Genomic DNA, 19,527 nt, shown 5'->3' with positions numbered 1-19,527 from the left:
GCCCGAAGGTGGGATGCGACAACATACGCATCCGTGAGGTCACGGTTCTTTGCCGACACCCACGTGCACTCCAGGTACTCGCGGGCCTGCAGCCGCGACTGCGACCTGGAGCATCTGGCGTGGTGGGCGGCCAGAAAAGGCATCAGCGTCGTCGGCACCGGCGACTTCACCCATCCGGCGTGGTCGCAGGAGCTGGCGACCAAGCTGGTGCCGGCGGAGCCGGGGCTGTTCCGGCTGCGCCCCGATCTGGAGCGCGACGTGCTCGCGACGCTGCCGGCCTCGTGCCGGACGGCGACGCGATTCATGATCTCCACCGAGATCTCCACGATCTACAAGCGTGGTGAGCGCACCAGAAAGGTCCATCACCTCCTCTACGCACCCGATCGGGAGTCGGCCGGTCGGATCACGTCCGCACTGGCCCGAATCGGCAACCTGGCCGCCGACGGACGTCCGATACTCGGCCTGGACTCCCGCGACCTGCTGGAGATAACGCTCGCCGCGGGCGATGGCTGCTACCTCGTCCCCGCCCACGTGTGGACCCCGTGGTTCGCCGTTCTCGGCTCGAAGTCGGGGTTCGACGCGGTCGAGGACTGCTACGCCGATCTCGCCGACCACGTCTTCGCGCTGGAGACCGGGCTCTCCGCCGACCCGGAGATGTTCTGGCGGATCTCCGGGCTGGACCGGTACCGGCTGGTCAGCAACTCCGACGCGCATTCGCCGCCGATGCTCGGCCGCGAGGCGACGGCCTTCACCTGCGATCCGGACTACTTCTCGATTCTCGCCGCGCTGCGCACCGGGGACGGTTTCGGCGGCACCGTCGAGTTCTTTCCCGAGGAGGGGAAGTACCACCACGACGGGCACCGCAAGTGCGGGGTCGCGCTGACCCCGGAGCAGACCCGTGAGCTCGGCGGGCTCTGCCCGGAGTGCGGTCGCGGCCTGACCGTCGGCGTGCTGAACCGGGTCGACACGCTGGCCGACCGGACCGAGTCCACCCGCCCCGAGACCGCGGGGGACGTCACCTCGCTCGTCGCGCTGCCGGAGATCGTCGGCGAGATCCTCGGCGTCGGCCCGAAGAGCAAGGCGGTCGCCTCCCAGGTGACGACGCTGGTCTCGCGGCTGGGCCCGGAGCTGGGCATCCTCTCGGACGTCCCGCTCGACGCGATCGCCGAGGTCGGCTCACCGACGCTGGTGGAGGGCATCGGGCGCCTGCGCCGGGGCGAGGTGATCCGCCAGGCGGGGTACGACGGTGAGTACGGCGTCATCCGGCTCTTCCAGCCGGACGAGCTGAGCGCGGACGCGGGCACGCTGTTCGACGTGCACCCGACGGCTCCCCGGCCAACCTCCACCGGCAGCGGCGGCGCCGGCGGTTCGGGCGGACGTAAGGCCCGGGGCTCCGCCCGGCGCAGCGCGCTGGTTCCCGAGGCCGCCACCCCTGGACCGGAGGCCGCCACTCCTGGACCGGAGGCCGCCACTCCTGGACCGGCGGCCCCCGTCCCTGCCCGGGAGTCTCCCGCCCCGGAGGTCCTCGGCTCGGTACCGGGCGACCCCGGCTCCGGCTCCGCGCCGGATGCGGCTCCCGGCGGCCGTTCCGTTCTCGACGGCCTGGATCCGGACCAGCGGCGCGCGGCGGAGCAGGCCGGTGGGCCGATGCTGGTCCTCGCCGGTCCCGGCACGGGCAAGACCCGGACGCTGGTGCACGCCATCGCGTACCGGGTGCGGGAGCTGGCGGTGCCCGCCGAGCAGTGCCTCGCCGTGACCTTCACCCGCCGGGCCGCCGGTGAGCTGCGGGAGCGTCTCGATCTGCTGCTCGGCACGGGCACGGACACGGCCGGGTCGACGGCCGGATCCGTGGCCGGATCCGCGGTGACCGCGACGACGTTCCACGGCCTCGGCCTCGCGATCATCCGCGAGCGGCACGAGGCGCTCGCGCGGGCCGCCGAGGTGCGGGTGGCGGACGACGCCGTCCGCGACGAGCTGGTGGACGAGGCCCTGCACGGCGCCGAGAGCCCGCAGGCCCGGAGCCGGGTCGTCGCCGAGCTGGCCGACCTCAAACGGCGGCGCGCGTTGGGCCGGTCCTACCGGGACCATCCGTCGGCCGGGGTGCTCGCGCGCTACGACGCCGCGCTGCGCGACCGCAACATGGTCGACCTGGACGACCTGGTGACCCTCCCGCTCGGGCTGCTGAGGTCGTCCCCCGAGCTGGCCCAGGAGTACCAGCGGCGCTGGCGGCACGTCTGGGTCGACGAGTTCCAGGACATCGACGAGGTGCAGTACGGGCTGCTGCGGGAGCTGTGCCCGCCCGACGGGGACCTGTGCGCGATCGGTGACCCGGACCAGGCCATCTACAGCTTCCGCGGCGCCGAGGTCGGCTTCTTCCTGCGGTTCGAGCAGGACCGTCCGGGCGCTCGACGGGTCTCGCTGACCCGCAACTACCGGTCGACGCCGACGATCGTCGGGGCCGCGCTGGACGCGATCGCACCGAGCACGTTCGTCCCCGACCGGGAGCTGCGCGCGGTCACCGGCCAGGACGCCGACGGTCCGGTCGTGATCCGGCCGTGTGGGAGCGAGGCGGAGGAGGCGATCGCCGTCGTCGACCTCATCGAGGAGGCGCTGGGCGGCACCTCGTTCCACTCCCTCGACTCCGGTGCGGTGGACGGATCGGAGCGGGGCAGGCTCTCCTTCGCCGACATCGCGGTGCTGTACCGCACGGCCCGCCAGGCCGAGCCCGTGGTCGACGCGCTGCTGCGCCGGGGGTTTCCGTTCCGCCAGCACGGCCACACCCCGCTCGCGGAGCTGCCCGCGGTGGGGGCCCTGCTCGCGGACCTGCGGGAACGGTCCGGCGAACCGCCGCGCTCCGTGTCGGCCGCCCTGCGGGACGCCGCCGCGCGGCTGACCGATCTCGCGGCCGGTTCGGACACCGCGCTGGGGGCGGTTCTGCGCGCCGAAGCCGCCGACGGCGGCGGTCGGTCGCCCGGTGCGGCGGAGCTACGCCGGGCGGTGGAGCTCCTGGCCCCGGCGGCCGCCGCCGCGGGAACAGATCTCGACTCCTTCCTCACCGCGGTCGCGCTGGGGACGGAGGTCGACGACCTGGATCCCCGGGCGGACCGGATCTCCCTGCTCACGCTGCATGCGTCCAAAGGGCTGGAGTTCGGGCTCGTCATCATCGTCGGCTGCGAGGACGGGCTGCTGCCGTTGCGCTGGGGCAGATCGGCGCCCGCCGGGGCTGCCGCTGCTTCCGGGCCTGGCGGTGTTGCCGCCGGGCCTGCCGGTGCCGCTGAGGCCGCCGCCGACGCCGAAGCGGAAGAGCGGCGCCTGCTGTTCGTGGGAATCACCCGGGCGCGTACCCGACTCGTTCTCACCCATGCCACGCGACGTCGCCGCGGCGGGGAGGTCGTCCAGACCGGGCCTTCGCCGTTCCTCTCCGCCATCGACGGTCGGTACCTGGAAAAACGGATCGGATCAGTGCCCTCCGCCGCGCAGACCCGGCGCCGGTCCGAGGGTCGCCAACTTCGGCTGATCTGACGGTTAACGAGGCTGAGGCGTGCTGACGGAAGGCGAACCGCACCCGCACGGCTGCCATCGAGGATCCCGCGCAGCACCGGCAGTTCGTCCTCGAAAGGCGCAAAAGGGGTGCCGGATTGCCTGGCGAACCGCAAGGGTGAAGGATTTCGGTCGTCGGAACAACCAGAATCCTTCACGTTTGCGACTCGCCAAGCCGGGCTACCGGACCCTCGGAGGCCCGGACACGTTGATGGAGGGCACCCTCACCCACAGGCTGGCGATCTTGATTGGAGCCTCTGGGTTTCTGACAGTGCTGGTCAGCTTTCGGCGAGTGCACGGCTGTTCCGTTCGCGATCCTAAAGGGCTCCGCGTTTCTCTTTCTTCGGGTCTCTTTACATCCATTTCTTCGCCGGTTTTGCAAGTCTTCGAGGGGTGTTTATCGGAAGGGCAACGAAGAGCCCTTTAGCTGCCGATCCCGCGCGCCTCGCCGGGAGCTGCGGGGGTGGGATTCCGTCCCTCCAGGGAGTCGTTGGCGCCGTCCGCGGCCCCTGAAGCCGCAGGTCGCGGGGGTTCTTCGGGTCTCGCTGGCTGCTGTGACGCGGTGCCGGACCGGCGATGTCGGATGTGCGGGCTGCCCGTGGCGGCGATTTGTCCGCGATGGCCGATCGCCGGGTGTCCCGTCATTCATCCAACGGATTGGAGCGATTCGGGTTTCTGGCGCCTCCGTCACTTTGCCTGATGAGGGCCGAGGGCTGGGGAGCCGGTCCGTCCACGGATCTGAACGGCCATGGGCGCTGGCGGCCGCGCCACTATTTCGGCTGGATTCGCTCGATCTTGGTCCAGCCGTGCCAGCCGCGTTCCTCGAGCTGCTTCAGGAGCCTGCGTGCGATCGGCACCGACTCGAGGAAGACGGAGTCGAGGAGCTCCGCGAGCTCGTCGGTGATCTCCCAGTCCCGGTTCCCCGCTTCCGTTTCCGTGGTGTCGGCGGCCTCGAAGGAGGCGACGAGCCGGTCGCCCAGGGCCGCCACCCGCGGGTCGTCGGCATCCCATTCGATCACTGTGGCGAGATCGCGGTAGAGCGTGACGATCGCCGGGTCGTCGAGCTGTTGCCGCTTCAGCTTCATGAGCAGTGGCATGCGCTCCGGGAGCTGGGCGGCGACCAGGATCCAGGCGTCCCGCTCGCCCGCGATCATCAGCTCCGGGAGCCCGAGCTCGCGCAGCCGGTCGAGGTAGGCCACCGCCTCCGGCGGCAGGGCGAGGCTGTCACCGGCCGCCAGCTGGGCGATCCGCTCGCGATGCCGCTGCCGCAGCCTGATCTCCGCGCGCAGGCGCCGGTCGATGTCGGCGACGGCGGTGCTGAACTCCTCCTCGCCCGCGTCCAGCAGCTCGCGGACCTGCGCGAGCGGCACGCCGGCCTCGGCGAGCGTGCGGATCTTGACCAGCTCGACGACGGCGCGGGCGTCGTAGCGCCGGTAGCCGGAGTGGTCTCGCTCCGGCTCCGCCAGCAGACCCTTGGCGTGGTAGTGCCGCACCGCGCGTACGGTGACGCCCGCGTACGCCGCCAGCTGGCTGATCGTGAGCACCATGCCAGTCTCCTATTTCGTGGGCACGCGCAGGAACAGCCGACGTGACCACAGGAAGCCGAGCAGCGCGATCAGGGCGCACCAGCCGATCGCGAGCCACAGGTCGGCGCCTGCCGACGTACCCGTGACCAGGGCCCGCAGGGTGTCGATCATCGGGGTGAACGGCTGGTGCTCCGCGAACTGGCGCAGCCCGGTGGGCATCGCGTCGGTCGGCACGAAGCCGCTGCTGATGAACGGCAGGATCACCAGGAACAGCGGCGTGTTGCTGGCTGTCTCGACGCTGTCCGCCGCCAGGCCCATGCCGACGGTCAGCCAGGTGAGCGCGAACGAGACACCGACCAGCAGCCCGATCGCACCGAGCCAGTCGAGCGGGCCGGCGTCGGAGCGGAATCCGAGCCCGAACGCGACCGCCGCCACGATCACCACGGCGAAACCGGTCCTGATGACGGCGCCCAGCACGTGGCCGGTGAGCACCGAGACCCGGGCGATGTTCATCGTGCGGAACCGGGCGATGATCCCGGTGGTCATGTCGGTCGCGGTCGAGATCGCGGTGCCGAGCGCGATGCTGGTGACGGTCATGAACAGGATCCCCGGCGTGATGAACTCCAGGTAGTCGCCGCGGTCCCCGGTGCCGGCCCGGCCCACCGCGCCCGTCACGCCCTCCTGGCCCGGCAGGCCGGCGCCCAGGGTCCCGCCGAACACGTACACGAACAGCAGCAGGAACACGATCGGCTGCGCGACCAGCATGATCGACAGTGAGGGGTAGCGGCGGATGTGCAGCAGATTGCGCCGCAGCATCGTCGCCGAGTCCCGGACGGCGTAGGCGGTGCTCATGCGGGGATCCCCTCTGCGGTGGGCGCCGCTGCGGCCGTGCGGCCGGTGAGCGCGAGGAACACGTCGTCGAGGTCGGCGGACTGCACCGTGAGGCCGGCGACGGCGTCGTCGTCGAGGCCGGCGAGCAGGCGGCGCAGCCCGGCGACGCTGCCGTCGCCCGGCACCTGCAGGGTGAGCGCCTCGACGTTGGACGAGGCCTGCGGATGCGCGGCCGCCGCGGCGGCCAGCCCCGCGGCGTCGGTGAACTGCACCGTCACGTGCCCACCGGGTACCCGCCGCTTCAGCTCGGCGGCCGTACCCTCGGCGACGAGGCGGCCACCGTCGAGCACTCCGATCCGGTCGGCCAGCTGGTCGGCCTCGTCGAGGTACTGCGTCGTCAGCAGCACCGTCACGCCGTCGGCGACCTGCTCGCGCACGATCGCCCACAGGTCGCGACGGCTGCGTGGGTCGAGGCCGGCTGTCGGCTCGTCGAGGAAGATCAGCCGGGGCCGGGTGATGAGCGTCATCGCCAGGTCGAGGCGACGCTTCATGCCGCCCGAGTAGGTCTGCGCCCGCCGGTCGGCCGCGGCGACGAGGTCGAACCGCTCCAGCAGCACCGTCACCGCCGCGGTCGCGGTCGCCCGCTCCAGGTGGGCGAGCTCGGCCATCAGCCGCAGGTTCTCACGCCCGGTGAGCAGCTCGTCGATCGCGGAGAACTGCCCGGTCACACCGATCGCGGCACGCACCCCGGCGGGCTCGCGTCGGATGTCGAAGCCGCCGACGCGGATCTCGCCGCCATCGGGGGCCAGCAGGGTGGAGAGGATGTTGACGATGGTCGTCTTACCGGCACCGTTGGGCCCGAGGAGCGCGTAGACGGAGCCCTGCGGGACGGTCAGGTCGACGCCGTTGAGCACAGCGTGTCGCCCGTAGGACTTGGTAAGCCCGGAAACCTCGATCGCGGGCCTGATGGCGGTCATGGGGCCATGCTGGAGGCCTGACGCAGGGTCAAGGTCAAGCCGCCGCCCGAAAAGAAATCAGTCCAGGCGGCGCAGGGGAAAACGCCGGGCCGCGTCGCTCAGGACGTCCAGGAGCGTGTCGATTTCGGCCTCGGTGTTCGCGGCGGTCACCTGGACGCGCACACCGACCTGGTCCCGGGGCACCAGCGGGAACGGCGCCACCGTCACGTAGATGCCCCGCTCGAAGAGGAACGCGCCGAGTGCGTCCGCGTGGTCGGGGCCGGGGTCGGTGAGCGGAATCTCGATGATCGGATGGCCGGAGCTGTTCAGGGTGGCCAGCCCGAGCGAGCGGATCCCGGCCAGCGCCCTGGCGGTCAGGGTGTGCAGGGCCAGCCGGGCCTGTTCGCCGCGCTCGGCGTTGACCCGTAGCCCGACCTGCGCGGTCGCGAGCGACGCGACCGGCGGCGGGCCGGAGAAGATGTAAGGGTTGGCCATGGTCTTGAGGTAGTCCTTCAGCTCGGTCGGGCAGGTCGCGAACGCGAGCAGCGAGGAATACGACTTCGAGAAGCCGCCGACCATGACGACGTCGTCGTAGGACTGCCCGAGATGGCGGACGATGCCGTTCCCGCGCAGCCCGTACGGAGTGAGCTCCGCCGGGGAGCGCTCGCCGATGACGCCGAACCCGTGCGCGTCATCGATGTAGACGACGGCTTCGTGCGACCGGGCGACGGCGAGGATCTCGGCCAGCCGCGGCCCGTTGCCCGTCATGCTGTTCACGCCGTCGATCGCGATGACCCGGGGGAAGAGCCGGCACGCGCGCAGCGCGCGGTCCAGCCGGTCGAGCCGGGCCTCTCGGAACCGGCGCACGGTGGCGCCTCGGCCCAACGCCATCGCCGCCCCGTCGTGCACCGAGCTGTGGGCATGCACCTCGACGAAGAGGGCGCCTTGGCCGACAAGCGCGGGCAGCACGGACAGATGTATGTGGCTGATCGTCGGCAGCAGCAGGGTGTCGGGCGCGCCGAGAAGCTCGGAGAGGCTCTGCTCGATCTCGGTGAACAGCCGTGGATTGGCGATGATCCGGGACCAGCTGGGGTGGGTTCCCCAACGGTCGAGATACTCCGGCACGGCTTCGATGATTTCGCGGTCCAGATCGAAACCCAGATAGTTGCAGGACGCGAAGTCGATCAGCCATCGGCCGTCGATGCGAATGCGTCGCCCCGCGATCTCGTCGACCCGCGAGTCATAGAACGGTGACTGGCGGCGCATCCGGGCCATTTCCGCCATGACACCGTACGGACGGGCCAGCACGTGGCGAAGACCTGCGCCGTCGGCCTGCCGGGCCGGCGCCACGGCCGGCGCCGCGAGCCGCGGATCGTCGGCGGTGGCCGTGGCGCGGATCGACTCGGCGCCGGCCGGGGCGGAATCCGAGATCTGGGTCACTCGGGCCAGCTTTCGTTCTGCGGGTGGCGCAGAGCCGTCGGGGTCATCGCCGGCACCGACCTTTCGGGACGCCCGAAAGTCCGGTCTCCGGGCATGGGAAACGAGAAAAATCGACGAAAGGCTGCCCGAGTCGTCGGGAAGTCAGGTGAGGGTGACGCTTGACGAAGAGCCAAGGAAGAACATAGCGGGTTGAACCGGTGCCTTCCACCACTTTCAGTTTTCTTGGGCGCTATCGCGGGGGTGGCGCCGGGCGTCCTACGACGACCGGCGCTCCGGGCGGTCTCCGGGCCCTCTCCGGGTGTCCGTGGGGTGGCCTCCCGCGGGCATCCGGGCCCGCCCCGCCACCTCGTCCGGCCGGTCCGCGGGCACTCGTCCGGCTGGTGCGGAGGCACTCGTCCGGCTGGCGTGCAGGCACTCGTCCGGCTGGCCCGCGGCAGCGCAACGACCGGCCGAACGGCAGGGCGAACGAGGGCACCGGATCGGGCCGCGCGGCGACCCGCGGGCGGGCCCGTCGGCGCCTGCCGCGGGAGCAGGCCTTTCGTCGCGGCCACAGGGAACAACCCGGCGCGGCAGTGGTGTTATCGTGCCCGGCATGTCCGAGACCGTGTCCGCTTCGAACAGCCCGTCGTCGAGCGCGCCGGCTTCGGCCAGGCCCGCGTATGAGGGCCCGCCGCCCCTCCGTGACCTCCCGTACGCGGGCTTCGGCCTGAACCGGTCGGTCACGCTCTTCAAGGCGCACCGCAAGGAGCCGGTCGACCCGGCCGGGTTCTATTCGCTCATCGCGGCCGACTCCGTCCGCCAGCTGGAGCGGTACACCTCCCTGGCCGGCCAGCTGGTGCTCGACGTCGGCGGCGGCCCGGGCTACTTCCGGTCCGCCTTCCTGGACGCGGGCGCCCGGTATTACTGGGTTGAGCCGGACGTCTCCGAGATGGAGGCCGGCGGCATCGACGTTCCGGGGCGAATCCGCGGCAGCGCGCTCGAACTGCCGTTCCGCTCCGACTCGATCGACCTCTGCTACAGCTCGAACGTCCTTGAGCACGTGCCCGACCCGTGGCGGATGTGCTCGGAGCTGGTGCGGGTCACCCAGCCCGGTGGCCTCATCTTCCTCAGCTACACCAACTGGCTCTCCCCGTGGGGCGGCCACGAGACCGCGCCGTGGCACTACCTCGGGGGCCACCGGGCCGCCGAGCGGTTCCGCAAGCGTGAGGGCAAGGCGCCGAAGAACCGGTTCGGCGAGACCCTGTTCCCGGTTTCCGTCGCCGGCACCCTCGCCTGGGCACGCCAGCGCAACGATGTCGTGGTCGTCGACGCGATGCCGCGCTACCTGCCGGACTGGGCGAAGGTCGTCCTCCGCGTTCCCGGCGCCCGCGAGGTCGTCACCTGGAACCTCGCGATGGTCCTGCGCAAGGTCTAGCGCGGCGTCGTCCGGCGCGGCGTCTCAGCAGGGCTTCGCCGTCGACCGGGAGCAGTGCCCGTCCGAAGAGCCCGACCAGTGGAGGATCTCGGTCGTTCCGACGACCGAGATCCTCCACTGTTGTCTGACCGCAATGCCGGGAGTGGCGGCGACCCGCGGCTGCGGCCAGCTCAGTGGTCGAGGCGCTGGCCGCACCAGAGGGAGGCGTTCTGGGCGCCGGGTGCCTCGTTGCGGACGATGTCGTAGCCGGTGCCCGCGTCGTTGACCTGAACGAAGCTGTAGCAGCTGCTGATCCTGCCGAAGTCGTTGCGGAAGTCCACGTCGCCGGCCAGCAGCCCGGAGGCGTTGTAGCCCTTGGACCCGCGCAGGGTGTCGATGAAACCGGCGCGGGTCGGGCAGGGGCCGGCGAGCTGGAGCCCGTGCAGGAAGACGTCCGTGAGGATGTAGGACACCAGCGCGAGCTCCTGGTCGGGCCGGCTCAGCTGGGGCGCGAACTCGCTCATCGCGTTCAGGTAGATCTGCTGTGACGGGGTGCGTGCCTCGAAGGGCACGTAGTTGACGAAGGTGGTCAGGCCGGCCAGCGCGTTGCCCTGCCGGGCCAGCAGGCTCGGATCATAGCCGTTGGCGGCGAGCATGACTTTCGGCTTCAGGCCGATCCGCTGCCCCACCCGCATGATGTCGGCGAGTTCGTCACTGGAGATGGGCGCGATGATCGTGTCCGCGCCCGAGGCCTTGAGCTGCTGGGCCATCGCCTCGGGCGTGGTCGTGTTCAGGTTCCAGATGAACGGGCCGGGCAGGATTCTGATTCCGGTGGCGACGAGACTGTCCACGATCTTGCTGCTGAAGTCCTGGGGGGCGTCACCGATATCGGTCCTGATGACGGCGGCGGTGGTACCTCCCCGTGCTTTCACGTACTGGCCGAAGGTGTCGACGGACGGGCCTTCGCCGAACACGTAGGAGTACGCGAACATGTTCTGGTATTCGGACCACACGCCCTCGGCCGGCAGCCCGGCAACCGGAATATTGAGGTCGTGCAGGTAGTCAGCGCCGCCGGAGGCCGCTGTTGTCGCCTCCACCAGGCCGAAAACGTTTTTCCGATCGATGAGGTCACGGACGACCTCATTATTCGTGGCCGGGCTTGACTCGTCATCCCGCGCGGTGGCGACGATGCGCCGGCCGTGGATCCCACCGTCGGCATTCGCCAGGCCGATGCGTGCGTCGAAGCCGCTGCGCATCGCCGCCAGGGGTTTCGCCAGCGGGCCCGTGTCCGGGACGACGAACCCGATCTGGATCTCGTCGTCGGTCACGCCGGGTGCGACACAGCCGGCCTTCTGTGAACTGGCGCCGTCGTCGGCGGACCCGACCAGGGAGCATCCGGCGAGGGCGATCACGGCGGACGTGACGAGCCCGCCTGCCACTCGTAGCTTCCGGTGGTGACGACGGGCCATCTGTGCTCCTCCGCAGGATGCGATTGGTCGGGATCGGTGGCCTGGGCGGGGACCTGGATCCGGATGTCGAACGGGCGTCTTCGAGCCCGTGGCGACCGCGATCCAGGGCATGAGAACAACGTTTCTGGCCGGGTGCTTCGTGATTCTCGTTCTGGGTGGGTGCGGGCGGCCTGGTTGTCTTTTCGGGTACGGGCATGCTGGAGCTGCCCGGGTCTTCTGTTTGGTTGGGCGACTGCCGGTCGCCAGGTTCGCGGTGAACCGGCGTTCATTTGATGAACTGTCGTTCAAAGTTCCTCTTCCATCTCACGGTCCGGGGCCGGGATGCCGCGGGTCCGAGTCAACGATGGAAGAAGATCAATGCGGTCGACGATTTCGACCACAATACAGATGGCTGTCGGATTGTGCATGGAATGCTTCAGGTGTACTTGTTACGTCAAAGCTGACATCGACCAAGAATTTCGGGGCGCACCGGATGTATCGGCTCATTCCGACTCCGACTCCGACTCCGGGTTCGGGTTCGACCTCGACTCCGGCCTCGACTTCGGCACGGACCTGATGATTCACGGCCGGAATCAGAACGCGTCCCGCGGAATCAGGGGTATGGATGCGTCTCGGGTTTCGGCATGTGGGGCAGGGCCGGGCTGGCGAGTCGGATGCGTCCGGTTCGCTCAGGCGTCGGTTGGCCGGGGCCGGTTCTGCGGTGGCCTGCGCGGCGGCGCGAGGCGGGAGACCGGAAGCCGGTCGCATTCGAGGCGGATGCGGTCATCACGGACGGCCCGCAGGGTCGCGAGGAACTCCGAGCGCGGAATCTCCTGCACGCCGAGCGTGATCAGGTGCTCGGTGGTGAGCTGCGTGTCGAGGAGCACCCCGCCGGCCTGCCCGAAGCGGTCCAGGAAGTCGACCAGGGCGACCTTCGAGGCGTCCGAGGCGCGGTGGAACATGGACTCACCGCAGAAGATCCGCCCGACCAGCACGCCGTACATCCCGCCGACCAGGCGGTCATCGTCCCAGATCTCGATGCTGTGGGCCCAGCCGCAGGCATGCAGCTCGGCGAAGCCCTCGATGAGGTCCTCGGTTATCCACTGGTGCGGGCCGTCCCGCCGGCAGTGGCGGACGACGTCCACGAAGGATTCGTTCATGGTGCTGGTCCAGCTGCTGTTGCGCAGACGTTTGACCAGCGAGCGGCGGACCCGCATCGTGCCGGGCGCGAGCACGGTCCGCGGATCGGGGCACCACCAGGGCGGGTCCAGCAGCTCCGGGCTCCCACCGGCGGTCCGGCGGCGGCGACCGGTCCGCGCGGCCGGGATCCGTGGGATCGCCCCGCGGGCGACGGCCACGCCCAGTGCCGCGCGCAGCTCGTCGGCTTCGGCGGGATCGTCGGTCGGCCACGGGAAGACCCCCTGGCGGTAGGCCCCGACCAGGGTCGCCGGGGTCATCCCGCCGCCGGCGGCGACCGGCCCGTACGGCGGGGCCTGATCCAGGTACCGGGCCAGGATCGGATGGTCCCAGCCCGAGGAGGGCGGTTCGGGGCTCGGCGGGGTCAGCATCGCAGCGGACCCATCGGAGTCGGGGCCGTCGCCGTCGCCGCCGGGGTCAGCTGCTGCGCGCAGTCCTGGTGGCCGAGCGCGGACAGGGTCGCCGTCAGCTCGGTCGCGGGCCGCGGCTGGCCCAGGAAGTAGCCCTGGGCCAGGTCACACCCGTAGCTGCGCAGCTTGGCGAGCACGCTCGCACTGTCCACACCCTCCACCACGATCCGCAGGCCCAGCGCATGCGCGAGCCCGATCGTCGACCGGACGATCGCCTCCGCCTTCTGCCGGCGCCGCTCGGACCCGTCCTCCAGCCGCGTGACGAACGACTTGTCCAGCTTCAGGATGTCGACCGGAAGCTCCTGGAGGTACGCGAGCGATGAGTAGCCCGTGCCGTAGTCGTCGACGGCGATCTTCACTCCGAGTTCGCGCAGCTCGTCCAGCACCGCGGCGGAACGCACGAGGTCGCGCATCAGCGTCGTCTCGGTGATCTCCACCTCCAGCGCCGAGGGCGGCAGACCGTACTGCTGCAGCAGCCCGCGGACCTGCTCCGGGAAGGCGCGGTCGAGCAGGTCCGAGGCGGCGAGGTTGACGGCGACCGTCATGTCGACACCGCCGTCCCGCCAGCGCCGGCACTGGGCGAGCGCCAGCTCCAGCACCTCGATGGTGAGCTTGCGCATCAGCCCCGCCTGCTCGGCGAGCGGCACGAAGGCGTCCGGTGCGAGCAGGCCCCGGGTCGGGTGCCGCCAGCGGACGAGGGCCTCCACACCGTGCGGGCTCCCGGAGCCGAGATCGACCTTCACCTGGTAGTGGACCTCGATCTGGCCGGTTCCCAGGGCCGCGCGCAGCGACTCGATCATGTCGAGGCGCAGCAGCGTGTCGACCTCCGCGCCGGGCCGGTAGTAGCCGACGCCGGTCCGGCCGGCCTTCGCACCGTACATGGCGACATCCGCACGCTGGAGCAACGTCTGTGCGTCGAGTGCGTGTTCCGGGTAGAGGGCCGCGCCGATGCTCGCGCCGACGTGCAGGGTCATCCCGCCGACCTCGAACGGGCCCGACAGCGCCTGCAGCACCCGCTCGGCCACCAGCCGGGCGGCGTCGGCGTCGGCGTCCTCCAGCAGCACGGCGAACTCATCCCCGCCGAGGCGAGCCTGTAGATCACCAGGCCGCAGGGCGCCCGAGATGCGGGCGCCGACCTCTATGAGCAGCGCGTCGCCCAGGTGGTGGCCGAACGAGTCGTTGATCTCCTTGAAGCGGTCCAGGTCGAGCAGCAGCAGTGCGGACGAGTCGCCCTGCCCGGAGTTCATCTCCATCTGGGAGAGCCGTTCGAGGAAACCCCGCCGGTTCGTCAGCCCGGTGAGGTCGTCGGTGTGGGCCAGCGCCCTGCTCTCGGCGAGCTGCTGGACCTCGATGAAGGTCAGCGCGGCGCGGGCGAGCGCGGCGAGCACGGTCGTCGCCGCCAGGATCACCGTGACCAGCGGAAGGTGCACGGTCGACCCGAGCACGAGCAGCGCGATCGCCACGACGCTGAGCACCAGCGGGACGGTGATGACGCTCCAGCCGGACATCCGTGCCGGTCTGCGCCAGGGCTGGCGCTGCCAGGCCGCGAACGAGGGGGTGAGCAGCGACAGCACCCAGACGATGTCCAGCACGCCGCCCTGCATCTCGCCGTTCGCGATCAGGAACAGGAAGTAGGAGTCGGCCAGCGCGAAGCCGCCGAGCCCGGTGCCGAGCAGCCACCACACCTGCCCGGGGCGCCAGTCCATCAGCCCGAAGGCCGTGACGACCAGCAGGAGCAGCAGCAGGTCGGCGAGCGGGTAGATGAGCCCGAACACGATGGTCGCGGTGTCACCGGGATCCGTCTCCGACTCCGAGATCCACGGGGTGATTCCGCTGCACAGCGCGGCCACCCCGAGAACACCGACCAGGGCGTCGAGCCACACGCTCGGGTGAAAGCGAAGGATCCGCTGCCGCAGCAAAAGGATGACCGCGACGTAACAGGCGGGGTAGAAGAGAAGCCAGCCGATGTCGGCCGCGGAGACGATGCTGCTCCCACCGCCCGAGGGTCCGTCGACCACCAGGTTGAAATAGACGCCGGCGAGACCGTAGCTGATGATCCCGGCGCCGAAGAGCGCCCACGGCGCCCGCGCACCACGCAGCAGTACCGCGCGCAGGATGCACAGCAGACCCGACGCGACGATGATGGACGCCCGCAGCGCCAGGACGGCCGGCTCGTCGCCGGAGGTGCCGGCCAGCGTGAGCACCGCGTACAGCCCGGCGGCGAGCAGCAGCGAAAGCTGCGCCAGCCGGATCACACGGAATCGGCGGGGCGCTGGTGGGGAGATGTTCAACCGCCACTCGCCCGATCTCCGCAAACGGCACGGCTGGTGGCTGGCCTGGACATAGGCCAAATTCTGCTGCACGCGCCCCCGTGAGCTGCAATGGGTGGTGGTCCGTGGCGGGAGGTCTGGGTGGACGTTGTCCGGGGTGGACGTCGCACGGGCGGATGCTGGTGTCGACAGCGTCGCCGCGTGGTCTGGTGACGGGAACAAACCGAGTCCCGGACGGCCGCGCCGCCTGAGAGGAGACGACGTGCGACTTGGCGTTCAGATTCCGGACTTCACCCGTCCCGCTGGGCCCGCGGACCTCGGGCCCGCGCTCGCCGAGGTCGCCCGGGAGGTGGACGCGGCGGGGTTCGACTATCTGGCGGTGATGGACCACTTCTTCCAGATCGCCTTCGTCGGCCCACCCGAGCACGACATGCTGGAGGCCTACACGACACTCGGCTTTCTGGCGGCGAACACGAGCCGGGTCACCCTCCTGACCCTGGTCACGGGGACCGTTTACCGGGAACCGGGAGTTCTGGCCAAAATCATCAGCACCCTCGACGTGCTCTCCGGCGGCCGGGCGATGCTCGGCATCGGCGCGGCCTGGAACGAGGAGGAATCGGTCGGGCTGGGCATTCCCTTTCCGCCCGTCGCCGAGCGGTTCGAGCGACTCGAGGAGACTCTGCAGATCTGCCTGCGGATGTGGTCGGAGGACGAGAGCCCCTGGTCCGGGAAGCACTACCAGCTGGCCCGGCCGCTGAACGTTCCCGCGCCACTCACCCGCCCGCACCCGCCGATCATGATCGGCGGTGGGGGAGAGAAGAAGACGCTGCGGCTGGTGGCGAGGTACGGGCAGGCCTGCAATCTCTTCTTCGGTCCGGAGCTGCGCCACAAGCTGGACGTCCTGCGCCGGCACTGTGACGCCGAGGGGCGCGACTACGACGAGATCACCAAGACCTGCTACTACTCGTTCGACGTGGGTTCCTCCGGCGAGAACGTCGGGCGCATCCTGGACGATCTCGGAACGCTTGCCGACCTCGGTGTCTCGGTCGCGCTCGGGAGCGTCGCCGACATCTGGGACGTCGAACCGCTGCGGATCCTGGGCGAGCAGGTGGTCCCCGCGGCCGCCAAGCTCTGACCCGGGGCCGGGCGCCGGCGGCCGAGACCAGCCGCCGGCGCCGGGCCGGGGTAGCGGCGGGTCAGCCCTTCCACAGGTCGCGGACGCTGTCCGCGACCGCGGCGGCCTGCGCCCGTCCCGCCCGGGCGGCGTCGGCACGGATCGCCGGGTCGAGAATGTTCGAGCCGAACGCGGCCCGGGACGTCTCGTCCGCGGCGACCACGAGCACCCGGCTGCCCGCGCGTTCGAGGCGCCGCACCTCGGTCGGAATGCCCAGGCCGTTGACCGGGGCGAGAATCAGCACCCGTTCATGGCCCTCCGCCAGATCGGCATTGATCACGGATCGCATTCCGCCGTCGACATACCGGCGGTGGTCCACGGTCACCGGCGGAAACACGCCGGGCAGTGCGGAGCTCGCCGCCACCGCGTCGACCAGGTGGACTCCCGAGTCGCGGTCGAACGCCACCCAGTCACCCGTTTCGGCCTCCACCGCCACCACCATCAGGCGGCGGCGGGGCCATTCGCGCACGGGCAGCCGGCCGGCCACGATCTGCCAGCGATCCTCTTCTGAGGGGACCGCGGCAGTCAGCGCGTACGCACCGATCCGGGCCCGGGCGTCGCGTGCGCCCCGAGAGCCCGCGGTGACCTGGGCAAGGGTGGACATGAGTTCGCTGTAGTCGAATTCGACGGTCGGTTCAGCGTCCGGGTCGGCGGGAGCCAGCTGCCGTGAATACAGCAGGTCCAGGTCCGCGCCACTGCTGATCATCGTGCCCACGGCAGAGCCTGCCGAGGTTCCGACGACCAGATCGGCATCGGTCACATCGATGCCCGCCTCCGCGAGACCGACCAGCAGGCCGATCTCCCAGGCGATGCCGGCCACGCCTCCGCCGCCGAGGACCAGCGCGTGCCGCATCCAACACACCTCTCCGCGACGGCCCTCGTCAGGGCGCGTCGCTTTCAGAAGGGCTTTTGGGAAGTACGCACCGGAGGTGGCAAGCCACCGCCGAAATCACCCGACAGTGCCATGCCATTGCGGCATGGAGATCGCTGCGGTGTAGATAAAGGGGCGGTGACCAGGCTCGATCGACAGCGGCCCGCCTGTGCTTTAGAGCAAGTGCGGCGGGCGGCAGTGGGGGAGCCTTCTCCAGCCGGGTTCGGTGCGAATCGTGTCGCGGCCTCCGGATCCGCATCGTGAGGGGGTGTCGGGGTTCACGTCCCGGGATGGCCGATCCGGGTCTGCAGTGCCAGGGTGACATTGCCAGGGTGACATTCCGGGGCAGGTCGCCATGCCGAACATCGGAGCATCTTCGGGAGGTCATATGACCGCGGCCATTGACCGGACGTCCCTGGCGCGAAACGAACACTTCACATTTCGGGCGAACCATGGCGTCGGGCGGCACGGCTGGCTTCGCCTCACCCCCGCGTTCGGGGTTCGGCTCGTGCGGGCTCGGCTACGTGCGCTGCCCGCCGGATCGGTCGTCACGGACCCCTTCTCGGGGACCGGAACCACGCCGCTGGCCGCGGCCGAGCTCGGGCATCTCGGCCAGAGCACCGACGTCAACCCGTTCCTGGTCTGGCTGGGCCGGGCGAAGGTCCGCCACTACCCGCACGACACCCTCGAGCAGGCCAGTGCCGCGGCCCGGGACGTGGCGGCCGGCGCCACCCGCAGCGATCGAGACAAGGCGCTGTGGCAGCCGGACATCCACCGGATCGAGCGCTGGTGGGGACCCGGTGAGCTGCAGGCGCTGCGGGCGCTACGGGCCGAGATAGACGCCTTCAGCGGCCCGGTGGCGGACCTGCTCCAGATCGCGCTGTGCCGGGTGCTCATCTCCGTCAGCAACGCGGCCTTCAACCACCAGTCGATGTCCCTGCGCGCCGGCGCCCCGGCAATGGGGGCCGCGATCTCACGGGCCGCGATCGCGCGGGCCGCGATCGCGAGATGGGAGGCCGAGGCCACGGACCTCATCGAGTCGGCCCGCCTCGACCTGCCCGGCACGGCGGCCGTCCACGAGGGGGACTCGCGCGGATGCCCCGCCCAGCTGCGCCCGGCCGACCTGGTGCTGACCAGCCCGCCCTACGTGAACCGGATGTCCTACATCCGGGAGCTGCGGCCCTACATGTACTGGCTGCGCTTCCTCGACCGCCCCGTGGAGGCCGGGCAGCTCGACTGGCGCGCGATCGGCGGCACGTGGGGCAGCGCGACGTCGAGGCTGCGGACCTGGCTGCCGAGCACGTGCACGCCGGTCGACGACGAGCTCGACGCCGTGTGCGCGCGCATCGCCGCCGCCGACGACCGGAGCGGGCCGCTGCTGGCCGCGTACGTCCGGAAATACCACCACGACATGTGGCTGCACTTCCAGGCCAGCACCGGTCTCGTCCGGCCCGGCGGGCGGATCTCCTATATTGTCGGAAACTCCACCTTCTACGGTCATGTTGTACCCGCGCAGGACTGGTACGCCTGCATGCTGCGTGAGCTCGGCTATGTCGGCGTAGAGGTCGAGGTAATACGAAAGAGGAACTCGAACAAGGCTCTCTTCGAGTTCGATGTCCGGGCCTTCCGCCCGTGACATGCCCGGTACGGACCGACCCACCGACAAGTCCGTCGGACGGCCGGCGTCCGGCCGCCTGCGATTATCCTCGGGATGGCAGGGGAAAATGATTCCGGCGGAAGCGGGGCGGACAGATATCAGGTGACGACCACCACGACCAGAACACCACCGAAATCGACACCCGCGACCCGGGTCGCCGTCATCGTCGCCGAGGTCGCCGCGCCGGCGGTGCTAGTCACGGCGCTACTCGCGCTCATCGCCTGGCACGATGCGCCGGATTCCGCGCACGCCCTGCTCTGGGGTGCCGTCTCCATCCTGTTCGGAACGGTCATCCCGATGGCGTTCATCTTTCACGGGGTGCGGCAGCGCCGATGGTCTGGCCACCACGTTCCCGAACGCAGCAAACGGATGGCGCCGATGCTGTTCGGCTGCGCGTCGGTGAGCGCCGGCTGCTTTCTGCTGGCGGTGCTGGGAGCGCCGCGGAATCTGGTCACCGTGTACGCGGCGATCATCGTCGAGGCGCTGATTCTCACGGTGATCACGAAGTTCTGGAAGATCAGCGGACATGTGGCGGCCGCGGCCAGCTGTGCCACCGTCGTCCTTTTCGTGTTCGGCCCGGCCTTCGTGTTCGGCTGGCTGCTGGTCCCGGTTGTGGCATGGGCGCGGGTACAGGCCCGGACCGCCCGCCTGGCCGAAGGCCCGGCGGAGGGCCAGGACCCCGCAGCGGATCACGACGAGCTTGACGGTCACACCCCGGCGCAGGCCGTCGCCGGCGCGGTGGTGGCCGCGGTGACGGTCACGGCCGCCTACCTGCTCGCCGGCGCCAGGTAACGGGCTGCCCGGCGGGACGTCG

At 70.4% G+C, this 19,527-nt stretch carries 13 protein-coding genes; 5 read left to right on the top strand and 8 right to left on the bottom strand.

Annotated features, from left to right (window positions below; genetic code table 11):
* Window positions 1–33 precede the first annotated feature (33 nt).
* A complete protein-coding gene (locus ACG83_RS06405) occupies window positions 34–3,522 on the top strand; it encodes a UvrD-helicase domain-containing protein (protein ID WP_054565108.1) in 3,489 nt (1,162 codons plus the stop codon).
* Between the two features lie 788 nt (window positions 3,523–4,310).
* On the opposite strand, the gene ACG83_RS06400 is transcribed toward ACG83_RS06405, so the two are convergent.
* The 4 genes from ACG83_RS06400 to ACG83_RS06385 are packed head-to-tail and all read right to left on the bottom strand — an operon-like array spanning window position 4,311 to window position 8,293.
* Window positions 4,311–5,084, bottom strand: coding sequence for a MerR family transcriptional regulator (locus ACG83_RS06400; protein ID WP_054565473.1), 774 nt, complete (start codon window positions 5,082–5,084; stop codon window positions 4,311–4,313).
* Window positions 5,085–5,096: 12 nt separating this feature from the next.
* Window positions 5,097–5,918 carry an ABC transporter permease gene (locus tag ACG83_RS06395; RefSeq protein WP_054565107.1) on the bottom strand — a complete coding sequence of 274 codons (822 nt, stop codon included), beginning with the start codon at window positions 5,916–5,918 and terminating at the stop codon, window positions 5,097–5,099.
* Entirely contained in the window at window positions 5,915–6,874 is a 960-nt protein-coding gene (locus tag ACG83_RS06390; protein ID WP_054565106.1) for an ABC transporter ATP-binding protein, read from the bottom strand. Before ACG83_RS06390 ends, ACG83_RS06395 begins: the two co-directional genes overlap by 4 nt.
* A 57-nt stretch (window positions 6,875–6,931) precedes the next feature.
* Window positions 6,932–8,293, bottom strand: coding sequence for a pyridoxal phosphate-dependent aminotransferase family protein (locus ACG83_RS06385; protein ID WP_054565105.1), 1,362 nt, complete (start codon window positions 8,291–8,293; stop codon window positions 6,932–6,934).
* Window positions 8,294–8,885: 592 nt separating this feature from the next.
* On the opposite strand from ACG83_RS06385, the gene ACG83_RS06380 reads away from it, so the two are divergent.
* Window positions 8,886–9,707, top strand: a complete 822-nt coding sequence (locus ACG83_RS06380; protein WP_198955705.1) for a class I SAM-dependent methyltransferase — start codon at window positions 8,886–8,888, stop codon at window positions 9,705–9,707.
* Window positions 9,708–9,877: 170 nt separating this feature from the next.
* Here ACG83_RS06380 and ACG83_RS06375 read toward each other — a convergent pair whose 3' ends face one another.
* From ACG83_RS06375 to ACG83_RS06365, 3 genes are all read right to left on the bottom strand, one after another.
* Window positions 9,878–11,155 carry an ABC transporter substrate-binding protein gene (locus tag ACG83_RS06375; protein WP_054565104.1) on the bottom strand — a complete coding sequence of 426 codons (1,278 nt, stop codon included), beginning with the start codon at window positions 11,153–11,155 and terminating at the stop codon, window positions 9,878–9,880.
* 668 nt (window positions 11,156–11,823) lie between these two features.
* Window positions 11,824–12,702, bottom strand: coding sequence for a leucyl/phenylalanyl-tRNA--protein transferase (gene aat, locus ACG83_RS06370; RefSeq protein WP_054565103.1), 879 nt, complete (start codon window positions 12,700–12,702; stop codon window positions 11,824–11,826).
* Entirely contained in the window at window positions 12,696–14,993 is a 2,298-nt protein-coding gene (locus ACG83_RS06365) for a putative bifunctional diguanylate cyclase/phosphodiesterase (protein WP_369812865.1), read from the bottom strand. Before ACG83_RS06365 ends, aat begins: the two co-directional genes overlap by 7 nt.
* A 280-nt stretch (window positions 14,994–15,273) precedes the next feature.
* Here ACG83_RS06365 and ACG83_RS06360 point away from each other — a divergent pair, with 280 nt between their 5' ends.
* Complete coding sequence (locus ACG83_RS06360) at window positions 15,274–16,146, top strand: LLM class F420-dependent oxidoreductase (RefSeq protein WP_054565102.1); 873 nt, start codon at window positions 15,274–15,276, stop codon at window positions 16,144–16,146.
* Window positions 16,147–16,207: 61 nt separating this feature from the next.
* Here ACG83_RS06360 and ACG83_RS06355 read toward each other — a convergent pair whose 3' ends face one another.
* Window positions 16,208–17,038, bottom strand: coding sequence for a patatin-like phospholipase family protein (locus ACG83_RS06355; protein ID WP_054565101.1), 831 nt, complete (start codon window positions 17,036–17,038; stop codon window positions 16,208–16,210).
* A gap of 406 nt (window positions 17,039–17,444) precedes the next feature.
* Here ACG83_RS06355 and ACG83_RS06350 point away from each other — a divergent pair, with 406 nt between their 5' ends.
* The gene (locus tag ACG83_RS06350; protein ID WP_054565100.1) at window positions 17,445–18,692 is read left to right on the top strand and encodes a DNA methyltransferase; all 1,248 of its coding nucleotides are present in this window, start codon (window positions 17,445–17,447) and stop codon (window positions 18,690–18,692) included.
* Window positions 18,693–18,815: 123 nt separating this feature from the next.
* Complete coding sequence (locus ACG83_RS06345; RefSeq protein WP_235497693.1) at window positions 18,816–19,505, top strand: hypothetical protein; 690 nt, start codon at window positions 18,816–18,818, stop codon at window positions 19,503–19,505.
* Window positions 19,506–19,527 lie beyond the last annotated feature (22 nt).

Origin of the sequence: Frankia sp. R43, from assembly GCF_001306465.1 — a bacterium.
GTDB classification, from domain to species: Bacteria; Actinomycetota; Actinomycetes; order Frankiales; family Frankiaceae; genus Parafrankia; species Parafrankia irregularis.
This window is presented reverse-complemented; position numbering and strand designations above follow the sequence as displayed.

Excerpts from the sequence above, each read along its gene's own strand:
- ACG83_RS06390 (WP_054565106.1), bottom strand. The coding sequence starts at position 6,874 with ATGACCGCCATCAGGCCCGCGATCGAGGTTTCCGGGCTTACCAAGTCC.
- ACG83_RS06350 (WP_054565100.1), top strand. The coding sequence starts at position 17,445 with ATGACCGCGGCCATTGACCGGACGTCCCTGGCGCGAAACGAACACTTC.
- ACG83_RS06355 (WP_054565101.1), bottom strand. The coding sequence starts at position 17,038 with ATGCGGCACGCGCTGGTCCTCGGCGGCGGAGGCGTGGCCGGCATCGCC.
- ACG83_RS06375 (WP_054565104.1), bottom strand. The coding sequence starts at position 11,155 with ATGGCCCGTCGTCACCACCGGAAGCTACGAGTGGCAGGCGGGCTCGTC.
- aat (WP_054565103.1), bottom strand. The coding sequence starts at position 12,702 with ATGCTGACCCCGCCGAGCCCCGAACCGCCCTCCTCGGGCTGGGACCAT.
- ACG83_RS06395 (WP_054565107.1), bottom strand. The coding sequence starts at position 5,918 with ATGAGCACCGCCTACGCCGTCCGGGACTCGGCGACGATGCTGCGGCGC.
- ACG83_RS06380 (WP_198955705.1), top strand. The coding sequence starts at position 8,886 with ATGTCCGAGACCGTGTCCGCTTCGAACAGCCCGTCGTCGAGCGCGCCG.